We start from the raw sequence: 14815 nt of genomic DNA on the forward strand, positions 1-14815 counted from the left end.
GGAAAACATTATGGTAACTATCTTAAATCAAACCCAAAACCTGATTTCCCAATATATGGCAAGTGTCTTAGCAGCTCATCCCCACTTAGCTCAATTACAGGACTTACCTATTATTTACAATAGACATCTCGATGATGAGCTGATTCCCATTTTATCTGGAGGAGGATCTGGACACGAACCTGCCCATTCAGGCTTTGTTGGGGATGGCATGCTCTCAGCCGCTATTTATGGCGATATTTTTACCCCACCTACTGCCACAGACATCTTAGAAGCCCTGCGATTCCTTGATAAAGGTAAGGGCGTCTTTGTCATTATCAAAAATTTTGAAGCCGATATTCGTGAATTTAGCCAAGCCATTCATCTGGCACGGCAAGAAGGCCACCGTATTAAATACATCATTTCCCATGATGATATTTCGGTTGAACCCAAAAAGCAATTTCAAATGCGGCATCGTGGCTTAGCTGGAACTATTTTGCTCCACAAAATACTGGGCGCTGCCGCTCAAAAGGGAGCGAGTTTGGACAATTTGGAAGAACTAGCCTTTGACCTAGCTACTGAGATTGCCACCATCGGTTTTGCAACCAAATCAGCTAGCTTACCAAATGCACCACGACCACTTTTTGAATTGCCTGATAGCCAGATTTCCTATGGTATCGGTATCCATGGTGAAGAAGGCTACCGCACTGTTCCTTTTATGTCCTCAGAGCATCTGGCTGTGGAAATCATCAACAAACTTCAAATCAAATTCCACTGGCAAGAGGGGGAACATTTTATCCTGCTTGTCAATAATTTGGGGACGACAACTGAGTTAGAGCAAGCTATCTTTCTTAATGATATTCATCAATTATTAGACCTAGAAGGGCTTCATCTCCCCTTTATCAAAAATGGAAAATTCATGACCAGCCTTGATATGACAGGTATTTCTGTTACTCTTTGCCGACTAAAAAACAAGCTATGGCTAGATTATTTGCAAGCACCTACTAATGCTTATGCCTGGTAGTGATCCCCCTAAGGCCCCAATGGATATTTTTTAATAAACCTTCTATCTTCTGACACTTTGCTTTTAATGTGAATTTTATTGGCAAATGACTAGATCGTTAACGTGGTATTTTCATGAAGAAATCTCATTCAGCTGCCAAACTTCTAGTCAGTTTTGCTGTCAGCATCACTTTACTGATAACACCTTCCAAGCAAGCCTTGACCACAGAACAAGGTGGCATCAAGGAAACAATAACACAAATCCGCCATAACCCTCCCTCATTAAGGATTGAGTAAAAGACTATGCTTCAAAAACAACAGCTTTACAAGCTCTAATTTAGAGACTCTAGACCCCTTCTATTATCTCCCCTTATGCCACTAAATATGAGGATAATATGAGTTACCTCATTGCAGAACGTGAATTAAATGACAATTACCGTAAGGATATGGCCAACCATTATCGCCTTGATTACCTAAATCTAACCGTAGAAATTGATTTGCATTTTAAAGAAATTTTTGCAGATCTCTATAATTCTGATCTCAGCATGCAACCTGATGTCCCTAGTTTTCGTATCTCTGATCTTCAGGGGGACTGAGAAATTCATCAATCACCTTCAGGAAATAAAGAAGAATTAGCAAAGGGAAATCAATTACTAAAAGCTTACAGCGACAAAAGTCTCCAGTCTGAAAAGGTTTTTGACCAACTGATCAAAGAAGTCGCCCAGATCACCCATGCTCAACAAGCACTCTTTTTCTTCACTGGTGAAAATCCTTCTGTTGTCAACAGACAAGATGATATCAACAGGAATATAACAATTTATTATAGCCAGCCATAGAAGTCTTGACATAACTTCAAAAAAAGAACCTAAAAACCACAACTGAAACCGTCTCGAACGACCTTATTTCAGTTATGGTTTTTTAGTGATCTGTTTTAATTAAAAGTGTCCTACTTGTTCTGATGCCAATTTTTCTAAGAACCTGCACTTTCATAAGCATCTAGGCCCCATTTCCAAAATTTGAGCGACAAGGCAAATACCAGTAACGACACCACTACCAACCCTCCAATATTAAAGAACAGGTGCTGACCTGTTAAAAAATAAGAAGCAGGGTAATAAGCTGTAAAAGCAAAGGGAATGACAAAACTGATTAACCACCGCAAAAAGGAATGGTAAATGGACATAGGGTATTTGGAAAAGTCATTGATCATGTAAAAAATATAGATAACTGCTCCAGACTGCTTGGTCCAAAAAGAAATGCTGGCGGTCGCAATTTTTAAAGAGGTATAAATCAAGGTCGCAAAAGGAATAACCAGAATAAACAAGAGCACCTTAGGAAGAGTCCATGCGATACTACCAGCAGTGGTCACTAATAGGATCACCCCAACCAATAATTCACCCAGGGCATCCACTTGAAAAGTTTCAACCAAAACATGAAACAAAGGACTAATTGGTCTAGTGAGGTACTTGTCAAATTCACCTTTTTTGACAAGCCGTTGCCCCAAGGCCCAAAGGTTGTCAAAAAAGAGGTGATCAATCCCCTTTGGAATCAAAGAAAAGCCATAAATAAACGCAATTTGTTCAAAAGTCCAGCCTTCTAAAGAAGGGATATGTTGGAAAAGTACCGATAAAAAGAGCAGATTAAGTCCCTGAGTGAGAAAAACACCTAGCACTCCCACCACAAAATCAGCCTTATATTCCATAATTTGTTTGAGGTACTGTTTGATAAAAATCGCATGCATGCGTCTTAATTTTGCCATCTCAGCCTCCTTGAATTGTTAAATGGTACTGAACCTTTTTCCAGATGACTTGCGATAAGACTACCATCACCAGTAACCAAACAATTTGCAAACCTAGGGCCACCATTATCTGACTAAGGCTATATTTCCCAATTACAATCATAACTGGCGTGTAAACCAAAGAGGAAAACGGTAGAAAACTAAGCACCGTCGAAACCATTTTAGGAAAAAAAGCCAGTGGAATCAAACTACCTGACATAAAGGCAACCAAGGCATTTTTCAATAAATTAGATCCCCAAAGATTTTTAAAAACAAATGCTGAGAAGCCAAAACAAATATTGAAATAAAAATTGATTAAAAAAGCTAATAAAAGGCTAACTAAATAAAGAAAACTACTGGCCAAAACTTGCAAGATGGATAGCCCTGCCATGACTTTAATGCCAGTTAAGACCAATAAAAAAGGGAAGCCGACACTTATTAGCACAATCCAGCGAAAACCAATTTCCATAAAGAGATAAGAGGCTGCAAAATGGACGGGACGAAGCAGGCGCATGATGATAGAACCATCTTTCACTTCTTCACCAATCATAAAGGAACTATCGGATTTGGTCAGTAAAGTGGTCACAAAACTCATGATAATGTAAAAGGTCATGTCAGAAAGGGTGAAACCATTAATCAAGGATTGCTTGGACGAATCAAAAACAGCCTTCCAGAGGTAATAAGCCACAAAAGCCCCCATGACATCTCCAATACGATACAAAAAGAAATTAACGCGATAGGTTATTAATTCCTGAATTCCTGCACTGAGAAAGGGGCTATAGCGTTTCCAAAATGACCACATCTTAAAGCTCCTTTCGGTAGAAACGACGAACAATATCCTCAATATCAACATCAGTCATCTTCAAATCCCTAACCACAAAATCAGCCATGGTTTTTTGAATAATGTCCGCTGTTTGATAACGCGAACTGTCATACTGAATGTCTAAACTAAGCTCATGCCGTTCCACTGTGATGTCAGGTAAGCCCATAAACTGTGAGACCACTTGCTCCTGCCCTGGCTTCAATTCAAAAGACAAGCTCTTCATTTTCCCGAAAGCTTGTTTCATTTGGGGTACTGTCCCGTCGAAAATCTCTTGTCCTTTATCAATCATGATAATGCGATGGCACAGTTGTTCAATATCGCTCAAATCATGAGTCGTCAGTAAAATAGTTGTCTCTTCTTCTTGATTAATTTGCGTAATGGCACGCCGAATATTATCCTTCACCGAAACATCTAACCCAATGGTAGGCTCATCTAAAAACAATACTTTAGGATTATGTAGCAAGGAAGCAGCAATATCAGCTCGCATACGCTGACCAAGTGATAAGGTTCGTACAGGATCCTTAATGAACTCATTCAGGTCCAAAACCTCATTTAAAAAATCCATGCGCTTACGAAAATCTTTTTCAGGCACATCGTAAATTTCTTTTAAAACGGCATAGGTCTCCTGCAAGGCCAAATCCCACCACAGTTGTGTCCGTTGACCAAAAACAGCTCCTATGTCTTTCACATAGTCTTGGCGATTATCTTGTGGGATTTTACCATTAATCCGACAATAACCCGATGTCGGCTTTAAAATACCTGTTAACATCTTAATAGTGGTTGATTTTCCAGCACCATTGGCTCCAATGAAACCTAAAATTTGCCCTTTAGGCACCTCAAAAGATAGGTCTTTAACCGCCTCAAAGGTTTCTCTTTGGGGATGAACAAAGGACTTTAGAGCTCCCTTTAACCCTGGCTCTTTAATGGTTTTGGAAAAATTTTTCTGAAGGTGGGACACTTCTATCATGACCATTTACCATTCCTCATTTCTGTTATCATCTCAACAACGTTACTAAACAATTTATTATAACACTATGAGAAAGACAATGCAACCGCTTGCTTGTTTTTGAGAAAGAAAAACTCCTGAAACACGATAACATATGCGTTTCAAGAGTTAGTTGACATCATGATCATTAAATCATTGTCATTGACACCTTCTAAAAATGGAATTTACCTACGTTCTGATAAGTCCAGAGGACTTTTATTATTGTGCATCTGGACGTGACTTGCGAGCAATGTCTGCCAAGATGTTTTCCACAAATTCTTCCACAGATTCAGTATGAGTTGCCTTGCTACCATAGCGGCGAACGTTAACTGATTTCTCTTCCATTTCTTTATCCCCAACAATCAATTGATAAGGAATTTTGCTGGTTTGAGAGGCACGAATCTTGTATTGCATTTTTTCGTTACGGTCATCGACATCTGCACGTACACCTCGGTCACGAAGGATTTTTGCCACTTCCCAAGCATAGTCAATGTGGGCTTCATTTGAAATTGGAATCACAGTCACTTGGTGTGGCGCTAACCAAGTTGGGAAAGCACCCTTATAAGTTTCAATCAAGATAGCAGTGAAACGTTCCATGGTTGAAATGACCCCACGGTGAATCATGACTGGACGGTGTTCTTCACCATCAGCACCAATATATTTGAGGTCAAAACGTTCTGGCAACAAGAAGTCCAACTGAATGGTTGATAGGGTTTCTTCGTTACCAAGAGCTGTTTTCACTTGAATATCTAATTTTGGCCCATAGAAAGCTGCTTCACCTTCTGCTTCAAAGTAGTCTACCCCCATGTCATCCATGGCACCTTTTAGCATGGCTTGCGCATTTTCCCACATTTCGTCATTGTCATAATATTTATGAGTATCTTCTGGATCACGGTATGACAAACGAAAACGGTAATCGGTCAAGTTGAAATCTTCGTAAACGTCAATAATCAACTGAAGCGTGCGTTTAAATTCATCACGAATTTGTTCTGGTGTCACGAAAATGTGACCATCATTCAAGGTCATTTCACGTACCCGTTGCAAGCCAGATAGGGCACCTGATTTTTCATAACGGTGCATCATTCCAAGTTCAGCGATACGAATAGGCAACTCACGATAAGAATGCACATGATTTTTATAAACTTGAATATGGTGTGGGCAGTTCATTGGACGAAGGACAAATTCTTCCCCATCTCCCATGTCCATCACAGGAAACATGTCTTCTTGGTAGTGCTCCCAGTGACCTGATGTCTTATACAATTCCACAGAAGCAAGCGGTGGTGTGTAAACGTGTTGATAGCCTGAAGCCAATTCCTTGTCTGTGATATAGCGTTCAAGTGTACGACGAATAGTTGCTCCATCTGGTAGCCAGAATGGCAAGCCTTGACCAACTTCTTGGCTAATCATAAACAAATCAAGCTCTTTACCAAGTTTTCTGTGATCACGTTCTTTCGCTTCTTCAAGACGAGTCAAGTAAGCTTTGAGATCTTTTTTGTCAAACCAAGCAGTCCCATAGACACGTTGCATCATATTGTTGTCGCTGTTACCACGCCAGTATGCACCAGCAACGTTTAGAAGATGAAAGACTTGAATGCGTCCTGTTGACGGCACATGGGGGCCACGGCAAAGATCCACAAATTCACCTTGACGGTAAACGGTCAAGCCAGCACCAGCATGTTCATTAATCAATTCTATCTTGTAAGGATCGTCTTTGAACAGTTCCAAAGCTTCTTCTTTGGTTACTTCTTCACGGATACATGGGTAGTTTTCTTTCACGATTTTTTGCATTTCAGCTTCGATACGTGGCAAATCTTCGTTTGAAATTTGTCCTTCAGCATTATCTGTATCGTAGTAAAAACCTTCTGCAATGGCAGGGCCAACACCCAAATGCAGATTTGGGAACAAACGTTTTGCAGCTTGGGCAAATAAGTGGGCTGCTGAATGACGAAGGACATCATAAGCATCTTCGTGATCAGGTGTTACAATTTCAATGCTGCCATCTTCTTTAATGGCACGAGTTGTGTCAATCAGTTGGCCATTGAATTTACCAGCCAAAGCTTTTTTAGCCAAAGATTTACTGATTGACTCAGCAATCTCAAACGTTGTTACGCCAGATTCAAATTCACGCACGGCGCCATCTGGAAAAGTAATCTTAATCATTTGCTTTCTCCTTTAAGTCAGTTAAGATTTCCACTTAAACATGGACAGTAAAACAAGTTAGGAACAAGAGGTTGGTGAAGAACTAACTCAATCTAGATGCAGTGATACTAAGTTCTTGATAGTTGTGATAATATTCTTCCATCCTTTTTCAAAAAGAATATTGTGAGACTTCCAAAATAAAAAACTGACCGCATCCCAAAGGACGCAATCAGCGTGGTTCCACCTTAATTTATGCAGGACAAAAAAACATGCCTTGCACCTCTATTGGCGATAAGGGAGCCACCCTTTTATGTTTACATAAAAACCAGGAAGGAGTATTAGATTAACCACCTTTGTGCTCTTTCCACCAACCAGCACTCGCTTAAAAGGTTCTGTTCCCTCTAACTTGTCTTCAAGATTATTATAGCAAGTTTTCAAAAATTTACAAGCCTTAATCAAGAAAATCTTTGATAGCATTAACCAACTTGAGAGGTGCCTTAACCACTTTCGCAGAGGTCAGAGCTGTCGCCTTAACAGCTCTTTTAGGTAGACGAATGGCCCCTCGCATTAATTTCAAGGAACTGCTTTTACCAGAATGATTGAGGTAAAGACTCAGCTTTTGGGTTTCCTTATTGTTTCTAGCAATCAAAGTATCTAAATAGAAGGTGTAAATGGACTTACCAAAATGCTGGGCAGAAATTTCATAACGCTTTTCCTCTAATAATTGACTGTCCATAGCTGGTGTTTCTAAAATAGCATCAATAATAGCATCGCTTAACTCTGATTCAGCATAATAAAGGGTACCAAACATCTTGTCTGTAATCACATCATCTAAGTAAGGATTGCCATGTGCAATAATAGGCTTTCCACTAGCCAAACTTTCGATATAGGTCAAGCCTTGGGTTTCACTGGTTGAGGCAGAGATGAAGAAATCACAAGCTTTGTAATAGAAGGCAACTCTATCATGAGGAACCATACCTGTAAAAGTTACATGCTGCTCAACATTTAGGTGTATCGCCAAGTCTTTTAAGGTCTCTAAGTATGGACCATCTCCTACAATGACAAGTTTTATCTTTGTATTTTCAGCTAAGACTGTCGGCATTTGACTAATGATCGCCTGTATATTTTTTTCATAAGAAATCCGTGATAAGCTCAACAACATGGTTTCATCAGCAGCAATGCCCAATTCCTCTTTTAAACTAGCAACATCTTCTGCTTTAATATCATCACGAATGTATTTTTCCAAGGGAATGCCTGTCGGGATAACGCGCTTAGGGATAGTTACTTCGTAACCTTCCAGCAAGTTGAGGACAATTCTACTTGGACAAATAACCCCATCCAAATCCTTTAAATAACCCCTAAGAAGGGGTTTGACCATGCTTGGTCGAATAATTTTACCATTAGCAATATAGCTAACATAGTCTTCATACTGAGTATGATATGTATGGACAACAGGAATTCGCAAGGCCTTGCCCACCATTTTTCCTAATAACCCGAGGCTAAATTCTGTCTGGGTATGAATAATATCAAGGTCATACTGCTTAGCAACTTTATAAGAAGAAATCAACCCTCGATAAACTACCCGCCTATCCGTAAAAGATACAAAAGGAACGCTTGGTAGTCGAATAATCGTTGGGTCTTCAAAGCGTTTGACCTCCCTATCAGTGGTGGTAAAAATATAAACTTCGTGGCCTTCTTTTTCAAGCTCTTCTTTTAAGGTACGAATGCTCGTGGCAACTCCAGAAACTTGTGGAAAATAGGTATCTGTAAATAGACCTACACGCATCTTATAACTCCATTACTTTTTTATAGACATCTACTAATGCTTGACCAACTGTTTCTAGGCGCCGACTTTGGGCAACCTTGTAACCAGCGTCAATTTTGTTGCTGTCACCAGCTAAGACTTTGGTCAAAGCTTGGATAAAACCTGCAAGATCAGTTGCTAATTCAGCACTATTTTGATCAACCCAACCATTGTAAACTGGGATATCACGTAAAACAAGGTGCTGACGACTAGCTAAGGCTTCTAAAACAACAATGCCTTCTGTTTCTTCACGACTTGGGAAGAAAAAGGCATCGGCACCCGTCATAGCCCCCTCATAAACTTCCCCTTTGATATAACCTGGGAAAATAAGGTTTTTAGGATGGTTGCCGTTTACAAGGTGACGAACTTGAGCAGGAATGACCCATTTATTGGTCTCCCCAAACCAGATAAAACGCACATCTGGCATAGCTTGAGCAACCTTGACAAAGTCATCAATTCCTTTTCTAAGGAAAAACAATCCTGCTCCCATCACTACCTTTTCGCCTTCTTTAATATCAAAATAACGACGAAAAGCAGCTTCTTTTTCAGGATTTGCTCCATATTGATCTAAGTCAATCCCATTAGACACTGCAAAAATAGGGGTTTTTACCCCGTAATGCTCTATTAAGGACTTAGAGTAACGTGTAGGGGTAATAATCGCATCTGCCTTATTGTAAAATTGGCAGAGGTATTTTTTAAACAAGGGAGACAAGAGATTTGACAAAATAAAGGAATTCCTGAAATCTTCTTCTGTGGAGTGACCGTGCATTATCACTTTTTTACCTGCTTTTTGAGCTTTAGTCATTAAGAACCAACTCTTTAAGCCATAGGTGTTGAGATGAACCAAGTCATAATGGTCACTCGGGTCAGTGGTAAAGTCTTGTCCAACCAATGACAAGGCCTTGGCTTGATGCCTGATAGCACGTCCAATTCCTGATTTTCTTAAATAATTTTCTGCTTCTAAATACAATAGGACTTTCATAACCACTATTATAGCTCATTTTGCAGTATTTTTCACTAAGATAAGTAAAAATCAGCCCGAAGACTGATTTTCTGATGCTAAGAGAATGTTCCTTCTGGCAGCCAAGCTGAGATTGAGCCTGCTCCTACTTTAATGTCAAGCCAACCGTCTTCTGCCACTACAAGCCTTTCTTGGCAGTGCCCCAAGTAGTCGACAAAGGTTTGACCAACAAAGTCTTGACCGATTGCCACATGCTTCCAGCCTTCATCACCATTTGACAGAATAACCGCAAGCGGATGCGGGTGTTCGTCATCACCTAGACAGGTCCAGGCGATACAATTGGCATGATCAAAATAATCTACCTGTTGGCCATAAACGGCTTCTTTCCTAAGGAAAGTGAGTTTGTCCAACACTTCTTTAAAACTAGCTTGAGCAAAGTCCCCCGAGATACCATGATAGTCTCCATAAAACAGACAAGGTTTGCCTTCTTGGCGCAAGAGAATTAAACCATAGGCCAGAGGTTTAAACCAATCTTCAACCGTTGATTCCAATGCTTGCCCACGTTGCGTGTCATGATTTTCAACAAAAGTAATAGCTAAGTCAGGTCTACTAGCCACTAAACTTCCTTCAAAGATACGCGTTAAATCAAAATCTTTTCCTTGATGACTTGCGTTAAAGAAAGACATGTGAAGACTAACATCTACCAAGGCAAACTGTTCATTAGTCGCTTCCAAGTAGTCTTCCATGGACTCTTGGTCTGATTTCCAATACTCCCCAAAAACAATGAGATCAGGTTTTATTTGTGCTCGAATATCATTGATGAAGGTTTGAATAAAATAAGAATCAATATGTTTAACAGCATCTAGACGAAAACCTTCAATGCCAGTTGTCTCAATAAACCACTTAACCCAATCCTGTAAATTTTGAATCACTTCTGGGTGTTTGAAATCCAAGTCATTATACATAAGGTAATCAAAATTGCCATTTTCATCGTCAATCAAGTCATTGTTAGCCCACCCTTTATTGTCACCTGTAATCATGTAAATGCCAGTTTCATTATTCTTGGCATCATAATCAATACCTGTGAAATGGTACCAATGCCATTTAAAATCATTATAGCAACCATTTCGACCCGGAAAATCAAAACCAGTCCAACCTTCAATTTCATAAGGTTCTGTTAGAGCTTCCTGACGATTTTGAGGATTCATTTTGGTGACAAAAAAACGTTCCTTATGATCGCCATTAGCCTTATGATTGAGTACAATATCTGCGATTGGTTTGATTGCCGCTTCTTTCAAAGCTGCAATAAGTTCGAGATACTCTTGTTTACTACCATATTTTGTAACCACTGTGCCATTTTGCTCAAATTCACCTAGGTCAAATAAATCATAAACACCATACCCCACATCATTAATACCAGTCCCTTTAAAAGCAGGAGGAAGCCAGAGTTCGCTTACTCCTAAAGTCTGTAATTGTGGAATACTTTCTTTCAATACTTTCCAATGGTTACCATCTGCAGGAAGGTACCATTCAAAAGCTTGCATGACCAATTGATTTGCCATTACTGCTCTCCTAAAAAAGGCTGGGATAAGATTTTCCCCAACCTCTATCTATCTTACTTGAATCAAAGAAAAGACACCGAGTCTCTTCCTAGATTGGACACAAGATAGCCTGTGCTGGTTCTGCCCTCTTAATCGCAAGAACCTAGCCTACAGCTAACCTTGTCTGGTTGTACCACGTTTTTTGATGCCGTGGTTCAAGAGAATTTCTTTTTCTTCCAATTCTTCTTTGTTCATGATTTTAGTCAACATGCGCATGCTGACAGCTCCCAAATCGTAAACGGGTTGACTGATAGAACTCAAGTTTGGACGAGTGTATTGAACCACTGGCGAATCGTTGCTTGTGATGATTTCAAAGTCTTCTGGCACACGTTTACCTGCTTCAAATAAGCCATTTAAAAGGCCTGCTGCCAATTCATCCTCAGCAACATAAGCTGCTGTTGCCCCTGAATTAATCACGCGTTGTGCTAGTTCAAAGCCTTCCTTATAAGAGTAATTTGCTTCAAAAACAAGCCCTTCTTTGAAATCTAGTTTGTTTTGCTTCAAACCTTCTTTGTAGCCCGCTAAGCGTACCTTGCCATTGATGTCATCAATGAGAGGACCAGATACAAAAGCAATGCTCATATGGTTTTCCGCTAAAATATCAACCACATTTGAGACAGCTGCTTTATAGTCAATATTAACACTTGGTAGTTGATGATCGAGGTCTACGGTTCCTGCCAAAACAATCGGTGTCCGTGAACGTGAGAATTCCGCACGAATCTTTTCAGTCAAGTGATGCCCCATAAAAATAATACCGTCCACCTGCTTAGCAAAGAGAGTGTTAACAACGTTAACCTCCTTGTCATCATCCTCATCACTGGAGGCAAGCACAATATTATATTTATACATAGCGGCAATATCATCAATACCTTTGGCTAAGATAGAAAAGTAACTGTTTGCAATATTAGGAATCACAACACCAACTGTTGTTGTTTTTTTGCTGGCAAGTCCACGCGCGACAGCATTTGGACGATAATCTAAGCGGTCAATGACTTCTAAAACTTTCTTACGTGTGTTTTCCTTAACGTTTTTGTTGCCATTAACAACACGACTAACGGTTGCCATTGAAACACCAGCTTCACGGGCAACATCGTAAATCGTGATGGTATCATCTGTATTCATTCTTTATCTTCCTTTCTATTTGAAAATTACGCTTTCAAAAAATATTTTAGCATTATTTGTAACCACTTTCAAGTATTAAAGGTTGATTTTTGAAAAAGTTTTCAAAGATTGAGCAAAAGCTTGATTTTTTAAGCTTTTTTTGAAAAAATAGTAGGCAGAAAGAAGGTTTTCCTATGACAAAATTAGACCAAATATGTTTGTATCTTGACCAAAAGGGAGCTGAACTGGCTATTTTTTCAGATCCTGTGACCATCAATTACTTGACTGGATTCTTTTGTGACCCCCATGAAAGGCAATTATTCCTCTTTGTTTATCAAGATTTGGCTCCTGTACTTTTCGTACCTGCTCTTGAAGTAGCAAGAGCTAGTCAGGCTGTTGATTTCCCCGTTTTTGGTTATGTTGACTCTGAAAATCCTTGGGAAAAAATCAAAGCAGTTTTACCAAATACAGCGGCAAAAACCATTTATGCCGAATTTGATCACCTCAATGTCAACAAATTTCATGGCTTGCAAACAGTCTTTTCGGGACACTTTAACAATTTAACCCCTTATGTCCAAGGCATGCGCCTCATCAAATCGGCTGATGAAATTGAGAAAATGATGATTGCTGGGCAGTTCGCTGATAAGGCTGTTCAAGTTGGTTTTGACAACATTTCCTTGGACCTTACCGAAACAGACATCATCGCTCAAATTGAGTTTGAAATGAAAAAACAAGGCATTAACAAAATGAGCTTTGACACTATGGTCTTAACGGGTAATAATGCAGCCAATCCCCATGGTATTCCTGGAACGAATAACATTGAAAACAATGCCCTACTTCTCTTTGACTTAGGGGTTGAAACCTTGGGCTACACCAGTGATATGACCAGAACTGTGGCCGTTGGTAAGCCTGATCAATTTAAAATTGACATGTACAATCTCTGCCTAGAAGCACATCAAGCAGCTATTGACTTTATCAAACCAGGTGTTACAGCAGCTCAAGTGGATGCTGCCGCTCGTCAAATTATTGAAAAAGCTGGTTACGGTGAGTACTTCAACCACCGTTTGGGGCATGGTATTGGTATGGATGTGCATGAATTTCCGTCTATCATGGCTGGCAATGACTTGGTGCTTGAAGAAGGCATGTGCTTCTCTGTTGAACCTGGTATTTACATTCCAGGTAAGGTCGGCGTGCGCATCGAAGATTGTGGCCATGTCACTAAAAATGGCTTTGAAGTCTTTACCCATACTCCAAAAAAATTACTTTATTTTGAAGGCTAAGCCCATATCGTCTGGTCAAACAAACCCTCGCGAAAGGAAGGTAGTAGTATGAACCAAACCATTCATCACCAATTACAACAAGCGCTACACTTTAGAACAGCCGTTCGTGTTTATAAGGAAGAAAAGATTTCTGATGAGGATTTGACCCTCATTCTTGATGCCGCTTGGTTAAGCCCTTCTTCTGTTGGCTTAGAAGGCTGGCGCTTTGTCGTTTTAGACAACAAGCCTATTAAAGAAGAAATCAAGCCCTTTGCCTGGGGTGCCCAGTATCAACTGGAAACAGCCAGCCACTTTATCCTTTTAATTGCTGAAAAAAATGCAAGATATGATAGCCCTGCTATGAAAAACAGCCTCTTACGCCGTGGTATCCAAGAGGGAGAAGGGCTTGAAAGTCGTTTAAAACTTTACGAGTCATTCCAAAAAGAGGATATGGATATGGCAGATAATCCTCGGGCGCTCTTTGATTGGACTGCCAAGCAGACCTATATCGCTCTTGGCAATATGATGATGACAGCTGCCTTTCTAGGAATCGATTCCTGTCCTATTGAAGGGTTTCATTATGATAAGGTCAATCATATTCTAGCCAAGCACAATGTGATTGATTTAGAAAAAGAAGGCATTGCTAGCATGTTATCACTGGGGTATCGCCTACGAGATCCTAAACATGCTCAAGTTCGTAAACCTCGTGAAGAAGTGATTTCAGTAGTTGAATAAGGAGAATATATGAAAGCATTACACACCTGTATCCGCGTCAAAGATCTCGACAAATCAGTTGATTTTTACACCAAGGCTTTCCCCTTTAAGGAAACCCGTCGTAGAGACTTCCCAGATAGTCAATTCACTCTCGTTTATTTGGCTTTAGAGGGAGAAAGCTATGAGTTAGAATTGACCTACAATTATGGTCACGGTGACTACGACTTAGGAAATGGTTATGGTCATATCGCCCTTGGCTCTGAAAACTTTGAAGCAGACCATGACAAGCATCGTCAAGCAGGTTTCCCTGTGACTGATATTAAAGGACTGACTGATAAATCTGCTCGCTACTACTTCATTCAAGATCCAGACGGCTACAAAATTGAAGTGATTGATTTAAACAACTAATGTTATGAAGGGAGTTGGAAAGAACTCATAGCAATCAACAAAGAGTTCGTTTTCCCACCCCCGCACAGTTGATTAGGCTATCTTTGAAGATTAAAAAGCGAACAAAGCTGCCAATCAACCACTACGTCTTGCAATTCTAGATTAAATAAAATTAGGAGTTGGACTTTTTGCCCAGCTCCTTTCTTTTTTATCCTTTTGATCGAACCACTCCCATGATGGACAGGATTTTGAAATATATCAACTTTTGTGTTACAATTGCCCTAAAGTC

At 39.9% G+C, this 14815-nt stretch carries 13 protein-coding genes; 5 read left to right on the plus strand and 8 right to left on the minus strand.

All coding sequences use genetic code 11. The features are described 5' to 3' along the window. Positions 1 to 10: 10 nt before the first annotated feature. Both dhaQ and EL097_RS00140 read left to right on the plus strand, forming a co-directional pair. Complete coding sequence (gene dhaQ, locus EL097_RS00135) at positions 11 to 1000, plus strand: DhaKLM operon coactivator DhaQ (RefSeq protein WP_003047178.1); 990 nt, start codon at positions 11 to 13, stop codon at positions 998 to 1000. A 373-nt stretch (positions 1001 to 1373) separates the two neighbouring features. Next, a complete protein-coding gene (locus tag EL097_RS00140) occupies positions 1374 to 1574 on the plus strand; it encodes a hypothetical protein (RefSeq protein WP_003047176.1) in 201 nt (66 codons plus the stop codon). Between the two features lie 374 nt (positions 1575 to 1948). Here EL097_RS00140 and EL097_RS00145 read toward each other — a convergent pair whose 3' ends face one another. The 8 genes from EL097_RS00145 to ccpA form a co-directional block, all read right to left on the minus strand. Further along, positions 1949 to 2734 (minus strand): ABC transporter permease, encoded by a 786-nt coding sequence (locus EL097_RS00145; protein ID WP_003047173.1) that lies wholly within the window; start codon positions 2732 to 2734, stop codon positions 1949 to 1951. Position 2735: 1 nt separating this feature from the next. Then, the gene (locus tag EL097_RS00150) at positions 2736 to 3554 is read right to left on the minus strand and encodes an ABC transporter permease (protein WP_003047169.1); all 819 of its coding nucleotides are present in this window, start codon (positions 3552 to 3554) and stop codon (positions 2736 to 2738) included. Position 3555: 1 nt separating this feature from the next. Next, complete coding sequence (locus tag EL097_RS00155; protein ID WP_003047166.1) at positions 3556 to 4548, minus strand: ABC transporter ATP-binding protein; 993 nt, start codon at positions 4546 to 4548, stop codon at positions 3556 to 3558. A gap of 231 nt (positions 4549 to 4779) precedes the next feature. Continuing rightward, on the minus strand, positions 4780 to 6720 hold the full coding sequence (gene thrS, locus EL097_RS00160) for a threonine--tRNA ligase (protein WP_003047163.1): 1941 nt from the start codon (positions 6718 to 6720) through the stop codon (positions 4780 to 4782). Between the two features lie 430 nt (positions 6721 to 7150). Continuing rightward, the gene (locus EL097_RS00165) at positions 7151 to 8485 is read right to left on the minus strand and encodes a glycosyltransferase family 4 protein (RefSeq protein WP_003047159.1); all 1335 of its coding nucleotides are present in this window, start codon (positions 8483 to 8485) and stop codon (positions 7151 to 7153) included. 1 nt (position 8486) lies between these two features. Then, a complete protein-coding gene (locus EL097_RS00170) occupies positions 8487 to 9485 on the minus strand; it encodes a glycosyltransferase family 4 protein (RefSeq protein ID WP_003047156.1) in 999 nt (332 codons plus the stop codon). Positions 9486 to 9562: 77 nt separating this feature from the next. Further along, positions 9563 to 11026, minus strand: coding sequence for an alpha-amylase (locus EL097_RS00175; RefSeq protein WP_003047154.1), 1464 nt, complete (start codon positions 11024 to 11026; stop codon positions 9563 to 9565). Between the two features lie 153 nt (positions 11027 to 11179). Next, positions 11180 to 12187, minus strand: coding sequence for a catabolite control protein A (gene ccpA / locus EL097_RS00180; RefSeq protein ID WP_003047152.1), 1008 nt, complete (start codon positions 12185 to 12187; stop codon positions 11180 to 11182). A gap of 173 nt (positions 12188 to 12360) precedes the next feature. Between ccpA and EL097_RS00185 the strand changes: the two genes are divergently transcribed. Genes EL097_RS00185 through gloA form a run of 3 tightly spaced genes read left to right on the plus strand, consistent with a single transcriptional unit; the run spans position 12361 to position 14547 of the window. Then, entirely contained in the window at positions 12361 to 13446 is a 1086-nt protein-coding gene (locus EL097_RS00185) for a M24 family metallopeptidase (RefSeq protein WP_003047149.1), read from the plus strand. A gap of 48 nt (positions 13447 to 13494) precedes the next feature. Further along, positions 13495 to 14160, plus strand: a complete 666-nt coding sequence (locus EL097_RS00190; RefSeq protein ID WP_003047146.1) for an NAD(P)H-dependent oxidoreductase — start codon at positions 13495 to 13497, stop codon at positions 14158 to 14160. Positions 14161 to 14169: 9 nt separating this feature from the next. After that, complete coding sequence (gene gloA, locus EL097_RS00195) at positions 14170 to 14547, plus strand: lactoylglutathione lyase (protein ID WP_003047144.1); 378 nt, start codon at positions 14170 to 14172, stop codon at positions 14545 to 14547. Positions 14548 to 14815: the final 268 nt, after the last annotated feature.

This window comes from Streptococcus canis, from assembly GCF_900636575.1.
GTDB classification, from domain to species: domain Bacteria; phylum Bacillota; class Bacilli; order Lactobacillales; family Streptococcaceae; genus Streptococcus; species Streptococcus canis.

What these genes read in the sequence shown, in the direction of transcription:
- dhaQ (WP_003047178.1), top strand. Translation starts at nt 11, where the DNA reads ATGGTAACTATCTTAAATCAAACCCAAAACCTGATTTCCCAATATATG.
- gloA (WP_003047144.1), top strand. Translation starts at nt 14,170, where the DNA reads ATGAAAGCATTACACACCTGTATCCGCGTCAAAGATCTCGACAAATCA.
- EL097_RS00175 (WP_003047154.1), bottom strand. Translation starts at nt 11,026, where the DNA reads ATGGCAAATCAATTGGTCATGCAAGCTTTTGAATGGTACCTTCCTGCA.
- EL097_RS00190 (WP_003047146.1), top strand. Translation starts at nt 13,495, where the DNA reads ATGAACCAAACCATTCATCACCAATTACAACAAGCGCTACACTTTAGA.
- EL097_RS00165 (WP_003047159.1), bottom strand. Translation starts at nt 8,485, where the DNA reads ATGCGTGTAGGTCTATTTACAGATACCTATTTTCCACAAGTTTCTGGA.
- EL097_RS00140 (WP_003047176.1), top strand. Translation starts at nt 1,374, where the DNA reads ATGAGTTACCTCATTGCAGAACGTGAATTAAATGACAATTACCGTAAG.
- EL097_RS00150 (WP_003047169.1), bottom strand. Translation starts at nt 3,554, where the DNA reads ATGTGGTCATTTTGGAAACGCTATAGCCCCTTTCTCAGTGCAGGAATT.
- EL097_RS00170 (WP_003047156.1), bottom strand. Translation starts at nt 9,485, where the DNA reads ATGAAAGTCCTATTGTATTTAGAAGCAGAAAATTATTTAAGAAAATCA.
- ccpA (WP_003047152.1), bottom strand. Translation starts at nt 12,187, where the DNA reads ATGAATACAGATGATACCATCACGATTTACGATGTTGCCCGTGAAGCT.
- thrS (WP_003047163.1), bottom strand. Translation starts at nt 6,720, where the DNA reads ATGATTAAGATTACTTTTCCAGATGGCGCCGTGCGTGAATTTGAATCT.
- EL097_RS00145 (WP_003047173.1), bottom strand. Translation starts at nt 2,734, where the DNA reads ATGGCAAAATTAAGACGCATGCATGCGATTTTTATCAAACAGTACCTC.
- EL097_RS00185 (WP_003047149.1), top strand. Translation starts at nt 12,361, where the DNA reads ATGACAAAATTAGACCAAATATGTTTGTATCTTGACCAAAAGGGAGCT.
- EL097_RS00155 (WP_003047166.1), bottom strand. Translation starts at nt 4,548, where the DNA reads ATGGTCATGATAGAAGTGTCCCACCTTCAGAAAAATTTTTCCAAAACC.